The sequence below is a fragment of the Massilia sp. BGA-UO-ETr-WB1 genome (genome assembly GCF_059567845.1).
This window is the reverse complement of record NZ_JCAQOT010000027.1, coordinates 731635-747200: the sequence shown is the minus strand read 5'-3', so window position 1 is coordinate 747200 and position 15566 is coordinate 731635. Positions and strand designations below refer to the sequence as shown.

Here is a 15566-nt window from a genome sequence, read left to right as displayed (position 1 = left end):
TAACCTGCCCCGCCATGAAGCCACGTCCTGCGCAACTCCAAAGCCTGCCCCGCCTGCGGCTGGCTGCCGCCCTGATCGCAGCCGGCCTGATGCTGCCCGCCCACGCCGAGCGCCAGACCTACAACTTCAATCCCGGCTGGCGCCTGGCCGTGGCCGATCCGGCCGACGCCGCCCAACAAGCCTTCGACGACAGCGCCTGGAAAGCCGTCACCCTGCCGCGCGCGTGGAATGAGGACGACGCCTTCAGCAAGGACATCGTGGACCACAGCACCGGCGTGGCCTGGTACCGCAAGCACTTCACCCTGCCCGCCTCCGCCGCCGGCCAGAAAGTGTTCCTCGAGTTCGAGGGCGCGCGCCAGGCGGCCGAGGTATACGTGAACGGCAAACGCATGGGCCTGCACGAAAACGGCATCAACGCCTTCGGCTTCGACATCACCTCCCCGCTGCAGGCGGGCGATAACGTGGTGGCGGTGCGCACCGACAACAACTGGGACTACCGCGAAAAGGCCACCAACCAGCGCTACCAGTGGGCCGACAAGAACTTCAACGCCAACTACGGCGGCCTGCCGAAGAACGTGCGCCTGCACGTGACGGACAAGCTGTACCAGACCCTGCCGCTGTATTCCACGCTGGGCACCACCGGCGTCTACGTCTACGCGCGCGAGTTCGACATTGCCGGCCGCCGCGCCACCATCGCGGCCGAATCGGAAGTGCGCAACGAGTACCCTGAGGCGCGCAGCTTCATCTACGAAGTGCGCATCAAGGACCGCGACGGCAAACAGGTGGCGCAATTCGCCTCGCCGGCGCAGACCGTGGCGCCCGGCGCCACCGCCGTGGTCAGGGCCAGCGCCGCCGTGCAAGGACTGAACTTCTGGAGCTGGGGCTACGGCTACCTGTACGACGTGGTGACCACGCTGACAGTGGACGGCAAGGCGGTGGACAGCGTGACCACCCGCACCGGCTTCCGCAAGACCGAGTTCGGCAACGGCATGGTGAAGCTGAACGACCGCGTGATCCAGATGAAGGGCTACGCCCAGCGCACCTCCAACGAGTGGCCCGCCGTCGGCATGTCCGTACCGGCCTGGCTGAGCGACTACAGCAACGGCCTGGCCGTGGCCAGCAACGCCAACCTGATACGCTGGATGCACATCTCGCCGTGGAAGCAGGACACCGAATCGCTGGACCGCGTGGGCATGATGCAGGCCATGCCGCCGGGCGACTCGGAGGCGGACGTGACCGGCCGCCGCTGGGAGCAGCGCATCGAGGCCATGCGCGACTCCATTGTCTACAACCGCAACAACCCGTCCATCGTGTTCTACGAGAGCGGCAACCGCGGCGTGAGCGAAGCGCACATGCTGGAAATGAAGGCCCTGCGCGACCGGTTCGATCCGCACGGCGGGCGCGCCTCGGGCAGCCGCGAAATGCTCAGCGCCAAGCTGCAGCAGGTGGCCGAGTACGGCGGCGAAATGCTCTACATTAACAAGAGCGCGCGCATCCCGATGTGGGCCATGGAATACTCGCGCGACGAAGGCGCCCGCATTTACTGGGACGAATACAGCGCGCCCTTCCACAAGAACGGCGACGGTCCGCCGCACAAGGGCCAGCCGGCGCCCACCTACAACCACAACCAGGACTCGCACGCCATCGAGAACGTGAAGCGCTGGTACGACTACTGGGAGCAGCGCCCCGGCACCGGCACGCGCGTGTCCAGCGGCGGCGTCAACATCATCTTCTCGGACTCCAACACCCACCATCGCGGCGCCAACAACTACCGCCGCAGCGGCGAGGTGGACGCCATGCGCATTCCGAAAGACGGCTACTACGCGCACCAGGTGATGTGGGACGGCTGGGTGGACGTGGAGCAGCCGCGCGCCCACATCATCGGCCACTGGAACTACGCGCCCGGCACGGTCAAGCCGGTGAGCGTGGTGTCCAGCGCGGAGCGGGTGGAGCTGTTCCTCAACGGCAAAAAGCTGGGCCAGGGACGCCAGAGCGAGCGCTTCCTGTTCACCTTCGACAACGTGGCCTGGCAGCCGGGCCAGCTGAAGGCGGTGGGCTACGACGCCAAGGGCAAGGCCATCTGCGAGTCCGTGCTGGCCACGGCGGGCGCCCCGGCCAAGCTGCGCCTGAGCTCGATCGCCTCCCCCAAGGGTTTGCAGGCCGACGGCGCCGACCTGGCGCTGGTGCAGGTGGAAGTGGTGGACGCCAAGGGCCGGCGCAATCCGGTGGCGCTCAACACCGTCGAATTCGAGCTGCAGGGGCCGGCCGAATGGCGCGGCGGCATCGCGCAGGGACCAGGCAACCATGTGCTGTCGCGCACGCTGCCGGTGGAAGGCGGCGTGAACCGGGTGCTGCTGCGCAGCGCCACGCAGGCCGGCAAGATCGTGCTGCGCGCCAAGTCACAGGGACTGGCTGCGGCCGAGCTGACGCTGGTGTCGAAGCCGGTGCAGGTGCAGGATGGCTTGTCGGCCCAGTTCCCGGCCGACGGCTTGCCGCTGAACCTGCAGCGCGGGCCTACGCCCGCCACGCCGTCCTTCCAGGTGACGCGCGTGCCGGTGGCGGTAGCTGCGGTCGAGGCGGCCAGCAACGCGGCCGATGCGGGCAACACGGTGGACGACGACGAAACCACCAAGTGGTCCAGCAAGCCGGGCGAAGGCAGCATCAGCTTCAAGCTGGCGCGGACGGCCAGGCTGAGCGAAGCGGTGCTGAAATTGTCCGGCTGGCGCGAGCGCAGCTATCCGCTGCGGATCGAGGTGGACGGCAAGCAGGTGTATGAAGGCACGACGCCGAAGAACCTGGGCTACGTGACGCTGCCGCTGGCCGCCAGCAGCGGGCAAACGGTACGCATCACGCTAAACGGCGTGGCCGACGAGAACAATGCCATCAAGCTGACCGAGGTGGCGAACCAGGCCATTGCGGACACCGGCGCGAACCAAACGCCGAAGGGCGTGCTGTCCATCGTAGAGGCGGAGTTTTACGAGCGGCCGTAACGGCGAAGGTCAGGGATTCGGCAGCATGAAGCTCGGATACTTGAGCTTCAGCTGCTCGATTTCCGACAAGGTACCCGACAGGTGCTGGCGCACGCACTGCTGCGCGGCGGCAGGGTCGCCGGCGCCGATGGCATGCGCGATGGCGCTGTGTTCTTCCAGGATCGATTGCGCCTTGCCGTTCAACGGCAGGTGCAGGCGCCGCAGCCGGTCCAGGTTGCCGCTGCCGCTGCGCATCACGGTCCACAGCTGTTCCAGCTGCGCCGCTTCATAAAGCTGCTGGTGGAACGCCAGGTCGATGCGGGTGAAGTTCTTCAGGTCGCCCGTTTCCAGGCAGGCGCGCTGCTGCTCCACCAACTGCAGCAGGGTGCGCTCAAGGGCGGGATCGGGCCGCTCGGCCAGCATCCGCACCATTTCCAGCTCCACCGACAGCCGCAGGAAATGCGCCTGCCGCGCCGACGCCAGATCCACGCTGCGCACGCGCGTAATATGCTGCGGGAAGATGTCCACCAGGCCTTCGTCGCCCAGGCGGGTCAGCGCGTCGCGGATGGGCGTGGCCGATAGATTGAAGTAGCGCGTCAGTTCGTTGCGGGGCAGCACCGCGCCCGGTTCCAGCGCCAGCGTGACGATCAGCTCGCGCAAATGCTCAAACACTTGCACCGTGGCGTTTCTCGACCGGTCCAGCTGAAAAGTCCCCGGAATTGCTGCAGTTTCCATAGTGCCGCGCGCGCTGATCCAAAGCTTGGATACTAACATATCAGCTTCAAAAATCAGTGCGCGCCGGCACGCTGTCAGAAGCCGGGACCGCCCCCTTCGCCGCGCGGCGGGCCACCCGCTCCCGGGCCTTGACGCGGGCCCTGGAACGGCTGGTCGCCACGGGATTCCGCCGCGCTCGACGCGCCGCCGATGCGGTACGACAGGCCGACATAGAACACCCGCCCGTCGAAGCGCCGTATCGTGTTTTCCTTCAGCAGCGGCGTGTCGATGACGGTGGCCATTTTGTTCTTGTCGAACACGTCGGTCACGTTCATTACCAGGTTGAGCTGCGGCGTCAGCGCGTGACGCACACTCAGGTTCAGCGTGTGGTTCGGCTCGCGGTAGCCCTGGCCGGTCAGCGTCTTGCCCTGCATTTGCAGCATGGCCTGCAGCTGGGTGGCGCTGTCCAACTGGTAGTTCAGGCGGGCGCGGCCGCTCAGCGAGGTGGCGTTGCGGGTGATGTCGGCGCCGCTCAGGTCGTGCGAGGTCAGTTCGGTGCGCGCCAGGTTGCCGCTGGTGTTCAAGGTCAGCGACGGCGTCAGCTTGCCGCTCACGGTGAACTCCATGCCGCTCGAATGGCTGGCGCCGCCGTTCTCGCGCGTGGTCAGCAGCACGGTCGGGCTGATGAAGGTGCTGCGCTCGACGATGGTGTCGGTCTCGTCGCGGTAGTAGGCGCGCAGATTGGTTTCCAGCGTGCCGAACTTGGTTTCGTAGCCCACTTCGAAGGAATCGGTCTTGGCCGGCTTCAGCATCGGGTTGCCGGACGACACGTTGAATTCATCGCGGTACACCACGTAGGGATTCAGGTCGTTGGCCATCGGGCGGCGGATGCGGTGCGCGTAGCTGAAGCGCATATTGGCCGTGTCGTTCACCTTGTAGGTGGCGAAGAAGCTCGGAATATAGTTGGTGTAGCTGTTCCTGGCCTCGATACCGCTGGTGATCTGTTCGATGTCCATGGAGGTATGCTCGGCGCGCAGGCCGGCCAGCGCGCCCCAGCGCTCATTCAGGCGCATCTGGTAGGAGCCGTACAGCGCGATCGTGGTTTCGTCCAGGTTGAAGCGGTTGGTGCGCGAGGGGTTCACCGTTTCGGCCAGCGTGGCTGGGTCGATGTCGGCGTACAGCGTGTCGAAGCTGCTCTTGGTGTTGGCCGCCTTGTAGCCCAGCTTGGCGCTGCCGCCGGCAATGTTGCGCTCGTAGTCGCCGGTGAGGTCGATGATGCGGTTGCCGGTGTCGTTGGACAGGCGGCTGCGGTCGGCCGGCGCATTGAACGGGCGCACCGCGTAGGCGTTGCTGTAGGCGGTGTCGCTGTCGTTGTCGGAGCGGGACACGCGCAAGTCCGTCTTCAGGCTTTCGCCCGGCGCGTCGCCCTTGTGGTCCCAGCGCGCGCCCCAGCTGTAGCTCTTGCTGTCGCCTTCCCGCTGCGTGGTGCGCTGGTAGTCGCTGATGGTGGCCGTGCCGTTGCCGGTCACATAGTGTTCGCTGGACTTCTGGTCGTTGCCGCGCCCGGTGAAGTTGGCGCTGGCGGTGAGCGTGTCCTTGGCGCCCAGGTTGTAGCTGACGGTGCCGTTCAGGCCGACCGAATCGTTCAAGCCCTTGCTGGTGGAATTCTGCGTGCTGTGCTCAACGGCGCCGGTGACCGGATTGACGCGGTCGCGCACCGTGGCTCCCGTGGAATCGCGGCCGTCGTGGCGCACGTTGATGCCGCCCTGGTAGCCCCACGCGCCTTCGTTGTAGCTGCCCGACACGGCGCTGTTGTAGCGGCCGTCCTTGCCTGCGTTGGCGTTGATGGTGGCGAAGCCGCCCGGCTTGCGGTTGCGGCGCATCACCAGGTTCAGGATGGGACCGCCGCCGCCCTCGTTGCCGAACTGCGCGCCGGGATTGTTGATCACCTCCACCGATTCGATATCGTCGGCCGCCATGGCGCTCAGCGTGGCGCCCCGGTTATCGCCCTGCATCATGGCGGACGGCTTGCCGTCCACCAGGATCTGCACATTGCTGCTGCCGCGCAGCGTGACCGAGCCGTCCGGGTCCACCGCCACCGAGGGCACGTTGTTGAGCGCGTCCGCCGCCGTGCCGTTGCTGCTGCCCACGTCGGACTTCACGTCGTACACCTGGCGGTCGATGCGGTTGGTGGGGCGCTCGGCCGCCACCGTCACCGACGGCACCGGCACGCCGGTATCGGTGGATTTTTCCAGCGGCTTGGGTTCTTTTTTCGGCGGGGCGCCCTTCACCACTACTTCAGGCGTGGCGGTGGATTGGGCCAGCGCGGCGCTGTCGGGATACAGCGCCGCGCTGCCGGCCACGCAGCATGTCAGGAGAATTTTTTGCATTGGACAAAGTGTTTGATCGGTTGCCCGCATTCTATCCGCATCGCGCCCGGCAAACTATTGTCATTACGTAATTTTACATGGCCTAAACTTTACAGCAACATTTGCCGTTAAGTAGGCATGACCTCCATCTCGACATTCTCCAACTGGCAGCCGGTGACCCCGCGCCTGCCGGCCGCCGGCGCGCCAAAAGCGGCCGGCACAGCGAACGACTGGCCGGCGCCGTCCGCCATCGTCAAGCTCAGCCCCGCCAGCCTGGCCGCCGCCCGCCAAAGCGAAGCGGAAGAAGCCGCCTTGCCGCCGACCACGGCCGCCCGCTTCAAAGACCTCGGCGCCGCCATGCTGAGCCAGTTCAAGACCGGCGCGGCGGTCCCGGTGGACCAGGCCAAGCTGCCGGACACCGTGGACAACAAATTCACCCTCAGCATCACCACCCGCAGCGGCGTGAAAGTGGACCTGACCCTGGCCAGCCTGGACGACGGCATGGCCTTGCAGGTGAGCGCCAGCGCGGAACTGAACGAGGACGAGCGCAATGCGCTGTCCAGCCTGGCCGCCGGCTTCCAGAACGCCATCGACGGCATGGCGCTGGACACACCGCAAGTGCGCCTGGGTACCCTCGCCCAGTTCGACAGCAAATTCCTGCAATCGGTCGAGTTCCACGCCGAGGTGAAGCAGTACACCCTGCCGCCCAGCACGCAAACGCTGGACTTCAAGGCCGACGGCCAGCAGCGCAAGGTGAGCATCAGCGGCGCATCCGGCAGCGCCGAAGTGAGCATCGACACCAGCAAGATCGAAAGCCTGGGTACCAAGGAGCAGCAGGCCAAGGCCATCAACAGCTATCTGAAGCAGTTCGACCAGGCCGCCGCGCGCGGCCGCGGCGACGCCGGGCTGATGACCATGTTCAAGGATGCCTTCTCCGACATGAGCCGCACCGCCACCCGCGAAGCGCCGCGCGACAACGGCCTGTCGCTGCCGAACAAATGGACGCTGGCGGCGGAAGACCACGCCGTGCTCACCGGGCTGGCGGACTTCAGCGCCTCCGTCACCCAGGCGCCGAAGTGGCCCAACCCGCTGCGCCTGGGCGAGAAGGACAGCTTCGCCTACGAGGTGTCGCAAAACACCCGCACCGAAGGTGCGCGGCGCGACGACCGTTCCATTTCGCAGACCCAGCAGGCGAAGCTGTCGGCCCGCTTCCACGAGCCGCTCAAGAAAGGCGGCGAACTGAACCTGGACGTCACGCCGCAGTCGCAGAACTACACTTACCACCTGATTGAGGACAGCGCCAGCAGCAACGTCGAGCTGGGCTACAAGGACGGCAAGCTGTTCAAGGCCACCTTGCAGCAGGCCGCCAGCCAGTCCGAGCAGGTGCTGAAGTACGTGATGGGCAAGCAGACCTCCAACAAGACCACGCCGTCGGACTACAGCCTGGAACGCGACCTGATGGCCGCGCTGGCGCCGTACCAGCCGAACGAGTCCAGCCGCAGCGAAGAGGAAACCGGGGAAGCCAGGGACGAGCGCCGCCAGCAAAGCCTGTCCGCGTTGCGCGACAACATGCTCCTGCTGGCCACGCCTAGCGAGCTGGCTACTCGCGCCAAGCAATACGAGGGCGTTTGACAAAGGACATTGACACTCCTGGAGTGCGGCGTAATGATGTATCCATGAACGCCGCTTCCGACAAAGAGTATATCGACGCGAAACTGGAAACCACGGATACCAGGGTCGAGGGCAAGCTATCGGTCCTTGCCGCAACGGTTGATACCAGATTCGCAGCCGTCGACGCCAAGTTTGCCGAGCTCCGGGCGGAAATGCAAAAAGGCTTTGCCGAACTCATCAAGTGGATGGTCGGCACCGTCATTGCTGTGAATGCCGTGTCGGTAACGGTGCTGATGTTTGCAATCAACAACGCGGCGCCGAAAGCCGCAGCACCGCCGGCGCCCATCATTATTTACACTCAGCCTCCCGCCGCGCTCCCGGTTCAACCTTCTGCGCCGGCAAACCCCAGGTAAAGAAAACATGAGCGAATCGAACAGCACGCCGCGACAAGCCGTCGTTCTCGGGCCGGGACAGGGCCGCGCTTACCCGATGGGGCGTATTTCAGCCGTGTTCAAGGCCGACGAAGAGGAAACCCAGTCGAAGTACTCCGTCTCGGAGTGGTGGCTGGAACCCAGAACCCAGGGCCCCGGCGCGCACTCGCATGAGGAAGACGATCTCTTCTATGTTATCGAAGGGGTGATGAGCGTACGGGTTGGCCACGACTGGCACGCATGTCCGAAAGGCTCCTTCGTCCTTGTGCCGGGCGGCATGACGCACGATTTCGAAAACCGGGGCAATGTCCGCGCCGGCATCCTCAACTTCTCCGCACCGGGCCCATTCGAGCCTGCGATGCCGGGCATTGCCGAATGGTTTGCGCAGAATCCGCCGAAGGATACTGCGTAACCCGCAGACCGGCATTGCCGATTGAGCTGGATCAGTTGCGCCGACGTACGCAATTGACAATGGCAATTCGCAGGCAGATGATGCTTCAATGAGCGCAACTACTGACAAGGACTATATTGACGCCAAGCTTCAGGCCGCCTCGGCCCAGATGCTTGGCGAAGTGCGGCAGGCGAACGCCGAATTGGTTGGAAGCCTAAAAGAGTACCAGGCTCAGTCCATCGCACGCATGGACTCAATGGAACAAACAATGAGAGCCGCAGCGAAGTCCCTTGAAGATGGGATCGATACCCGGTTTGCTCAATTCGAAGCGAACTTCCAGCGCGCCCTGAGCGAAACGATCAAATGGGTAGCAGGAACGGTCATTGCCGGTGTAACAGTCTCGATTTCGGTAACCTCCTTCTTGCTACACAACGCAGGTTCGAAATCCGCGCCTATTGATCTGCCCTGGCGAAATTAGACACTTCTGAGCACGAGTTTTTGGTCAATAATTCCTTGACGGGAGGGCTTGGCCATGAAGCGCAAACATTTTCCGGCGGAACAGATTGTATCCGTGTTGAAGCAGGCCGAACTGGGCATGGCGGTTGGGGACATTGTCCGGCAGCTCGGCATTTCAGAGCAGACCTTTTATCGCTGGAAAAAGCAGTACGGCGGCATGCAATCCGAAGGCGTGCGGGAACTCAAGGTTTTGCAGGACGAGAACGCACGGCTGAAGAAATTGGTGGCCGAGCTGAGCTTGGACAAGGCGATCCTGCAGGACGTCGCGTCAAAAAAGTGGGACGGCCCGCGATAAAACGAGTGGTGGTGGCCTACATCATCGATCACTACGGATTGAAACTGGCGCGGGGCTGTCGACTGATCAAGCAAGTGCGCAGCACGCAATATCTGTCGAGCAGGAAGGCCCCCAAGCTGGCGCTGCGGCAACGCTTGCGGGAGCTGGCCCAGGTGCGGGTACGTTGGGGCTACAGGCGGTTGCACGTGCCGCTCAAACGCGAGGGCTTCCAACTGGGCGTCAACCAGACTTACCGCTGGTATTGCTTGGAGCAGTTGCAGTTGCGCGCCTGGCGCAAGAAGCGGCGCAAGAGTGCTGTTGCCCGACAGGCGCGCGTGCAACCCCGTCGGGCAAACGACGCGTGGAGCATGGATTTCGTCGCCGACCAACTTGCCGATGGAACCAAGATACGGCTGGTGACGATGATCGACATCTACAGCCGGGAATCCTTGGCCATCGTGGCCGGACATCGCCTCCGTGGCGAGGACGTGGTTGCGGCGCTCAACCGCATCGTTGCAAAACGCGCACCGCCGCGGTGCCTGTTTGTCGATAACGGCAGCGAATTCTCGGGGCAGATGCTGGACCTATGGGCCTATCACCACCAGGCCAAGATCGATTTCAGCCGACCCGGCAAGCCGACCGATAATTGCTACATCGAAACGTTCAACGGATCGCTGCGTGATGAATGCCTCAACGTCCACTGGTTCACCTCCTTGGCCGAGGTTCAAGCCATCGTGGAGGCCTGGCGCGTGGACTACAATGAGATTCGGCCTCACATGGCTCTCAGCGACCAAACCCCTACGGCCTTCGCTCGGAGTACGGTTTCTGAAGGGCTTGAAATGGGCCGTTAACCGACCAAATTCTCGTACCCAAAGTGTCAATCAAACCCAAGCGGATCACCTTTGCCTAAATTATGGCTCAGGAGTGTCTACAATGGTCGTGGCGATTCAATCATTCGAATTCGTCCAGCCAATCCCGCATTGGTTCTCTTGCACGATTAAATTTGTATTCGCCAAATTTCTCAACAAATTTATTAATCGCGTCATCATCAAATTCAATTCCATAAAAAACTTCCGAACTGCGATTGTATTGCACTTCGATCCGTCGCACGAACATCTCCGGCGGAGTAGTACTCGACAATATCCCCTCAACTCTTGTTTTGTAAAACAAGAGCGTTCGGCCGCCGCCCAAGCTTGGGACCTGTTGCAGAATCGCATAAATAATGTTCTGATTTCTAATTTTTAGCCTGTACGGAAAATTATAATCTTCGGGAAAGTGATCTCCCAAGATAAAGAGGCCGTCATCCAAGTCGACCAGCCATCCGCTTATCTCAACATCAACTCCTCTATTGGCAGCTCCAATTTCGAGCACATCTTTCACATCCATTTTAATCTCCAATCCTAATTGCGCTCACACCATTTGCCATTGCTTTATCCAAAAGACTAGACATCACGCCACGAGGTCCAGTATAAGGATCCCGGGTAAGGTAATATGAAACACCATTTACTGTTGACTTACCATCAATAATTATAAAATGTCCTTGGACGTTTACGATTGCGGCGCTTCCAGATTCCAGTATTTTATTCAACTCACCAGGAAAAATAACGGTCTCAACCGAGTTTTTCACTCCAGCATTTGATATCACAGTTGACAATTCTACCGTATTGACACCGGTAGGTCTAATTCCGTTTGAAAAGCTTGCTATAGTCTCCGACAGGCTGACGGATGTCCCTGTCTTATCAGATATCGTCATAGCAGCGCATGCAGGGCCACAGACTGGCGCATTTCCTTGCAAAATTACTGATCCGCTAGGCTCATAAGGAATAGTTTTAGGAATACTGACAGCGCCGCCCGCACCCTCGACAACCGCAATGCCAGAATTTACCTTTGTGGCATTAAATAGCTCCGCTGCCGCATCCACGACATTATTAACCCGTCCCAAAGCCCCAGTCACAGCGAAAAGAATGTTCAACTTCTTTTCCTCGTACTTCGCAAGAGCTTCTGTATACGCCTTGGTAGAAGCGTCATCTATAGCTGACGCAATGGGATCTCCGGTCATGCAGCCGGCCGCAGGACAGTCTGCATACAACGGGAAATATACCTTCCCATCAACCACCTGACTGGCACGATGCGTTCCAGTAGGGGCTGCAGGAAGTTGAGCCGCATCAGTGTAGATTACAGACGGCGTAAACACATACCTGCTGCTAGCTCCACCGGTGCTGGCTACGATATAGGACATCAAATCGTTGCTGGGCTTGCTCGGCGGCTTCTCCAGCAAGGTGATCTGGTCGCCCACCACTAGCGGCATGCCGTTGTCGGCAGCCAGCGTCGCCTGAATCGACTCGCCAGTCTTAATATTGGTGTTGTTGACGAAAGTCTCTTGCGTGCCCTCTGCCACAATGACCTGGCCGTTGCTACCCCTCAAGCCTGCATAGCGCAGCGCATCCAGGATTTCCTGTTCCGTGTACTTTCCTCCGCTCGCCTTCGCCAGGCTCTTCGCAGCGGCACGGTCACCTGGGTGCAATTGCCGGTTGTTGGTGTCCGTTGCCAGCGCACTGCCGGCGCCTGCCGGGCCGCCAACGGCCGTGCCGATACTCAACGCTGCTGCTTGCGAAACCCCTTGCGCGAGCATTTTAGCGGTCTCAGCACTGACACCCTGATCGACCAATGCCGCCATGGTTTTAGCCTGGAGTTCGTCCAGCAATGGCGCTGCACTGGCAACGGCCCCTGCACCAAGTGCACCGCCAACGCCGCCGGTCAAGGCACCGCTAACAGTGTGCAGTGCTACCCGATAAACGCCTCCGTCCTCCCATTTGGCGATCTCTTCTTTACTTGCGCCCGCCTTCTGGAGCTGTTTCACCTGTTTGTCTGCGAAGTCGGCAATCGCCTTCGGCGCCTGCTTGCTGAACTCTTGCGTGATAGCGACTTGGGCGTCGACTTCTTTCTGCAGTTGCTGGCCGTCCCAGCCTTTGGTCAACGCGCCGGCCTTGGCTTCCGCCGATTCGGTCGTCACATCGCGGTCCACTACGGCCAGGGCCGTCGCCGCGTCCTTGCCGGTCGCCAGCTGCTTGCCCTGGTCTGTGATGACCACCACGCCGCCGCTGATGCCGCTGGCGGTGGTGCTGCCCTGGCTGCCGCTGGCCGAGCCGAAGCCGCCGCTGGCGCCCGGCTTGCCATCTGCCGCAGCGGCCTTCTTCTGCTCGTCGCTCCATTTGTCGGTCACCTTGCTCGGCGGACTGCTATGATCGCCCAGCTTGCCGCTCACCGAGCCGGACAGCGAGAAGCCGCTGGCGCTGTACTCGTCCTTGTTCTGCAGGTCGCTGCTGGTCAGGCTGCCGGTGATCAGCGCGTTCTTGCCTTCATCGACCGCCGACTGATTGCTGCTCAGCAGGCCGCCCTTCAGGTCGGTGTTGCCGCCGACCGTCACCTGGAAGCCGCCGTCGCCCGACTTGATGCCGCTTTGTTCCAGCACCGACAGGAAGTCGCCGTTGACTTTGGACTTGCTGATGCTGCCGCCCACCGTGCTCGCGCCGTAGCAGAACGGCGGGATGCACAGGCTGGCGTTCAGGCCCGAGCTGCTTTGCTTGCTGTCGAACTTGCTGCTGTCCTGCAGGCTCTCGATGTTCAGGTCGCCGCCGATATTGGCCACCACCTTGTCGGCAGCGATGACGCCGCCTTTCAAGGTCGTATCGCCGCCGCTGCTCACGCTCACGTTGCTGCCGGCATTGACGTGTGTGTTGGTATAGCCGATATCGTCGCCGTCCGCCTTGCCGCGCGCCTGGCTCACCGCCAGGTCAATCGTAAAGCCGTAGGAGGCGCCGCCGATGCCAAAGCCGATACCGACACTGGCGCCGCTGGATTTATTGGTGCTGTGCTGGCTGGCCGTGCCTTTTGCCGCCAGCAGGCTGACGTCGTTGTCGGCCGACAGCGCAACATTGCCACCGGCCGTGATGTCGCTGCCCACCGCCGTCAGGTTGCTGTCCTTGCCTGCGCCGCTCGCTGTGATACTGACGTTGCCGCCGGCGGCAACCGTGGAGCCCACCACCGTCTCGCTCTTGCTGACGACATTGCTTTCGCTCTTGGAATTGCCAAGGCTGACGCTGACGCGCAGGCCGGCATTCGTGACGTCCGTCATCGAAGTCGGCATGCTCGACAGCGTGCCGGCCGCGTTGAGTGCCGCCAGCGCCTGCATGCGGCTGTCGCTGGTATTTTTCGCGGCGCTGGCCATGCTGCCGACGCTCTTGGCGGCGTCCAGGATGGGCGAACTGATGGTGCCGCCGATCGCCGTCTTGCTGTAGGTGGTGTGATCGGTGCTGTTGTTCACGTCCAGCGCCGCGTTGATCAGCACGTCCTTGGCGGCGATGCTGATGTCGCCCTTGGGCGCGGCCACTTCGCTGGCCGTTTGCGTGTACTGCTCGCCCGCCTTCAGCTTGACGTTGCCGCCCAGGCTGGCGATCTGGCTGCCCGCCTGCGTCACGCTGTTCTGCGTGCCGTCGCTGGTGTTCTTGACCGTGCCAATAGCCGGCTGGAACGCGGTGCCGATCGAGCCGGACTTCTTGCTGCTGCTCGACGAGGCGCTGTCGCTGCTGTTCTCGGCGCTGACGATGCTCAGGTTGCGCTTGGCGTCGATGCTGATGTCATTGTCGGCCACCACGGTGCTGCCGGTGATGGTGGTGTCGCGTCCGCTGGTGGCGTTGACGCTGCCGCCGCTGAGCACGCTGCCCACCTGGGTCACCGTGTCGGCGTTGCCGGCGGTATTGTTCTGGCTCTTGCTGTAGCCGATGCCGCCCGACACGTCCAGCGAGAAGCCGCTCTTCTTGTGCTCGGCGCTGTGCTTTTCGCTGCCGGTCTGTTCGGCGCTGGCGACCAGCAGGTCGCGCCCGGCGTCCAGGGTCAGTGCTTTGGTGGCGGTCAGCTGGCTGCCGCTGACGGCGATGTCGGCGCCGGACTTGACCGTCACGGCGTCGCCGCTGACGCTGCTGCCCACCACTTTGTTCACGCTGCTGTAGTCGGCCGTGGTGTCGCTGCTCTTCTTGAAGGTGCTGCTCGATTCGCCGTGGTGCGCCAGGTCGGACACGTGGCTTTCCTGCACATGCGTGATGCGCACGTCGCCGCTGGCGCCCAGCTGCACGGTGCCGCCGCCGGCCACGCTGCTGCCGGCAATCGCCAGCGCACCCAGCCCGGCTTCGCCCGCCTTGATGGCGATTGCCGCCGGCCGCCACCGTGGCGCCGACCACCGTCTGGTGTTCCTGCACCACTTTTTCGTACTGCTTACTGCCCGGGTCGTTCTGCTGCGAGGTTTTGACCTCGTTGACCACGGCGGCAATCGTGACGTCGCGCCCGGCCGTCAGCACGCCCGTGCCGGCGGCGCCGGCGGACACCTGCGTGCCGCTCAGTTTGATGTCCTGGCCGGCCTGCATGGCCAGATCGCCGACGCTGCTCACCTGGCCCACCTTGTAGGTGGTGCTGCTGTCGTTTTGCGTAAAGCCCGCCACTTGCGACGCGTAGGTACTGCCGGTCTGCAGCGCGTTGAAGCTGATGTCGCGCCCGGCCTGGATGCCGACGCTGGCGCCGGCCAGCGTGCCGCCGGTGTCGACGACGTCGCCCCCGGCCTTGATCGCCAGCGCGCCGCTGCCGGTGATGCTGGCCTGGTTCGACAGCGAGGTGTAGCTGCCGCTGGTGTTCTCGCTGGCGTATTTCTGTCGGGCTCAGGTCGCGGTTGGACGAGACTTGCTGGGTGCCGCTGCCCTGGACGTAGTCGCCGTCCCTGCTCAGCGCTAGGTCGCGGCCGCCTTGCAGCTCGCCGTTGCCCTGCAACACATGCACATTAACCGGCAGGACCACAGTCTGCGTTTCCATCCAGACGATGTCGCTGATCACAGGATGCGTCCGCTTGGACCACGAACGCGCTCCCGTTACTTTTTTCCAATTGTCCGAGCGAAGATATTCCCTCTGATGCAGTAAGTCCGTACGATTCTAATGTATTGACCCGTTAATTCAGGGAGTTCGTGGAAGATAATTATCCTGATGCTCTTTGATATAAAAATCAATACCTTTAGCCGTTCCAGTAACATGCATACTCTCATCCCTATTATCAAAAATAATTGGGGCATTCCCAGCCAATGCATAAATCAACTCGCCCGTTTCAATAAATTTCCTCGAATCATAGCAGAATACCCAACCAAAAGTTGTTTCGGTAGTCTCGCCATCTATAATTATTAATTCCTGACCAGCACCAAGTCTCTCATTGATGAATCTTTGAACACGTTCTTTTGCATTTAAATAGTCCAT

Annotated in this window: 11 protein-coding genes and 1 pseudogene; 6 read left to right on the top strand and 6 right to left on the bottom strand. The window is 62.2% G+C overall.

All coding sequences use genetic code 11. The features are described from left to right. Nucleotides 1-14: 14 nt before the first annotated feature. A complete protein-coding gene (locus AC56DV_RS30140) occupies nucleotides 15-2990 on the top strand; it encodes a glycoside hydrolase family 2 protein (RefSeq protein WP_496317884.1) in 2976 nt (991 codons plus the stop codon). Between the two features lie 9 nt (nucleotides 2991-2999). Here AC56DV_RS30140 and AC56DV_RS30135 read toward each other — a convergent pair whose 3' ends face one another. Together AC56DV_RS30135 and AC56DV_RS30130 are read right to left on the bottom strand one after the other, a co-directional pair. After that, nucleotides 3000-3647 (bottom strand): GntR family transcriptional regulator, encoded by a 648-nt coding sequence (locus AC56DV_RS30135; protein WP_496317883.1) that lies wholly within the window; start codon nucleotides 3645-3647, stop codon nucleotides 3000-3002. A gap of 131 nt (nucleotides 3648-3778) precedes the next feature. Continuing rightward, nucleotides 3779-6073 carry a TonB-dependent receptor domain-containing protein gene (locus AC56DV_RS30130; RefSeq protein ID WP_496317882.1) on the bottom strand — a complete coding sequence of 765 codons (2295 nt, stop codon included), beginning with the start codon at nucleotides 6071-6073 and terminating at the stop codon, nucleotides 3779-3781. A gap of 117 nt (nucleotides 6074-6190) precedes the next feature. Between AC56DV_RS30130 and AC56DV_RS30125 the strand changes: the two genes are divergently transcribed. The 5 genes from AC56DV_RS30125 to AC56DV_RS30105 all read left to right on the top strand — a co-directional run bounded on the left by AC56DV_RS30125 (nucleotide 6191) and on the right by AC56DV_RS30105 (nucleotide 10126). Beyond that, nucleotides 6191-7684, top strand: a complete 1494-nt coding sequence (locus AC56DV_RS30125; protein WP_496317881.1) for a hypothetical protein — start codon at nucleotides 6191-6193, stop codon at nucleotides 7682-7684. Nucleotides 7685-7728: 44 nt separating this feature from the next. Further along, nucleotides 7729-8076: a hypothetical protein gene (locus tag AC56DV_RS30120; RefSeq protein ID WP_496317880.1), complete on the top strand. Its 348-nt coding sequence runs from the start codon at nucleotides 7729-7731 to the stop codon at nucleotides 8074-8076. 7 nt (nucleotides 8077-8083) lie between these two features. Then, entirely contained in the window at nucleotides 8084-8506 is a 423-nt protein-coding gene (locus AC56DV_RS30115; protein WP_496317879.1) for a cupin domain-containing protein, read from the top strand. Nucleotides 8507-8594: 88 nt separating this feature from the next. After that, entirely contained in the window at nucleotides 8595-8963 is a 369-nt protein-coding gene (locus tag AC56DV_RS30110) for a hypothetical protein (protein WP_496317878.1), read from the top strand. Between the two features lie 54 nt (nucleotides 8964-9017). After that, nucleotides 9018-10126 (top strand): IS3 family transposase gene (locus AC56DV_RS30105; protein ID WP_496317877.1). Its coding sequence is split into 2 segments (ribosomal slippage): nucleotides 9018-9270 and nucleotides 9270-10126, totalling 1110 coding nucleotides; the frame shifts between segments, so codons are not numbered across the junction. A 100-nt stretch (nucleotides 10127-10226) separates the two neighbouring features. Here the strand turns inward: AC56DV_RS30105 and AC56DV_RS30100 are convergent. The 4 genes and pseudogenes from AC56DV_RS30100 to AC56DV_RS30085 form a co-directional block, all read right to left on the bottom strand. Continuing rightward, nucleotides 10227-10661 carry a hypothetical protein gene (locus AC56DV_RS30100; protein WP_496317876.1) on the bottom strand — a complete coding sequence of 145 codons (435 nt, stop codon included), beginning with the start codon at nucleotides 10659-10661 and terminating at the stop codon, nucleotides 10227-10229. Nucleotide 10662: 1 nt separating this feature from the next. Beyond that, nucleotides 10663-14424: a hemagglutinin repeat-containing protein gene (locus tag AC56DV_RS30095; protein WP_496317875.1), complete on the bottom strand. Its 3762-nt coding sequence runs from the start codon at nucleotides 14422-14424 to the stop codon at nucleotides 10663-10665. 199 nt (nucleotides 14425-14623) lie between these two features. Next, nucleotides 14624-14899 (bottom strand): annotated as a pseudogene (locus AC56DV_RS30090) (hemagglutinin repeat-containing protein); the annotation flags it as partial. A 373-nt stretch (nucleotides 14900-15272) separates the two neighbouring features. Further along, complete coding sequence (locus AC56DV_RS30085) at nucleotides 15273-15566, bottom strand: YrhB domain-containing protein (protein WP_496317874.1); 294 nt, start codon at nucleotides 15564-15566, stop codon at nucleotides 15273-15275.

Coding starts and splice junctions, on each gene's coding strand:
- AC56DV_RS30140 (WP_496317884.1), top strand. CDS start 15: ATGAAGCCACGTCCTGCGCAACTCCAAAGCCTGCCCCGCCTGCGGCTG.
- AC56DV_RS30130 (WP_496317882.1), bottom strand. CDS start 6,073: ATGCAAAAAATTCTCCTGACATGCTGCGTGGCCGGCAGCGCGGCGCTG.
- AC56DV_RS30125 (WP_496317881.1), top strand. CDS start 6,191: ATGACCTCCATCTCGACATTCTCCAACTGGCAGCCGGTGACCCCGCGC.
- AC56DV_RS30120 (WP_496317880.1), top strand. CDS start 7,729: ATGAACGCCGCTTCCGACAAAGAGTATATCGACGCGAAACTGGAAACC.
- AC56DV_RS30115 (WP_496317879.1), top strand. CDS start 8,084: ATGAGCGAATCGAACAGCACGCCGCGACAAGCCGTCGTTCTCGGGCCG.
- AC56DV_RS30110 (WP_496317878.1), top strand. CDS start 8,595: ATGAGCGCAACTACTGACAAGGACTATATTGACGCCAAGCTTCAGGCC.
- AC56DV_RS30100 (WP_496317876.1), bottom strand. CDS start 10,661: ATGGATGTGAAAGATGTGCTCGAAATTGGAGCTGCCAATAGAGGAGTT.
- AC56DV_RS30085 (WP_496317874.1), bottom strand. CDS start 15,566: ATGGACTATTTAAATGCAAAAGAACGTGTTCAAAGATTCATCAATGAG.